This is a genomic window from Achromobacter sp. SIMBA_011 (genome assembly GCF_046535435.1).
Classification (GTDB): Bacteria; Pseudomonadota; Gammaproteobacteria; order Burkholderiales; family Burkholderiaceae_B; genus Achromobacter; species Achromobacter dolens.
The window spans coordinates 1-385 of sequence record NZ_JAWRWN010000099.1 but is presented as its reverse complement, the minus strand read 5'-3'; the positions used below and the strand labels follow the sequence as shown (position 1 = coordinate 385).

Here is a 385-nt window from a genome sequence, read left to right as displayed (position 1 = left end):
CAGCCGATACTCGCGTATTCCGCGAAATACAATCCACCGGCTTCAATCCACGGTAATTCCTATGAGCACGATTCTCGAAAGCCTCCCGACCGGCCAGAAGGTCGGTATCGCCTTCTCCGGCGGCCTGGACACCAGCGCCGCGCTGCACTGGATGAAACTGAAGGGCGCCGTCCCGTACGCATACACGGCGAACCTCGGCCAGCCCGACGAAGACGATTACGATGCGATCCCGAAGCGCGCGATCGAATACGGCGCAGCCGGCGCCCGTTTGATCGACTGCCGCGCCCAGCTCGTCGCCGAAGGCATCGCGGCGCTGCAAAGCGGCGCGTTCCACATCACGACGGCCGGCGTCACCTCCTTCAACACGACGCCCATCGGCCGCGCG

1 protein-coding gene is annotated in these 385 nt (G+C 64.7%); it reads left to right on the top strand.

What is annotated here, in order from left to right:
• Positions 1–61: 61 nt before the first annotated feature.
• Positions 62–385 (top strand): argininosuccinate synthase domain-containing protein (locus SB816_RS30095; RefSeq protein WP_410548003.1); only part of this gene is annotated, 324 nt, incomplete at its 3' end.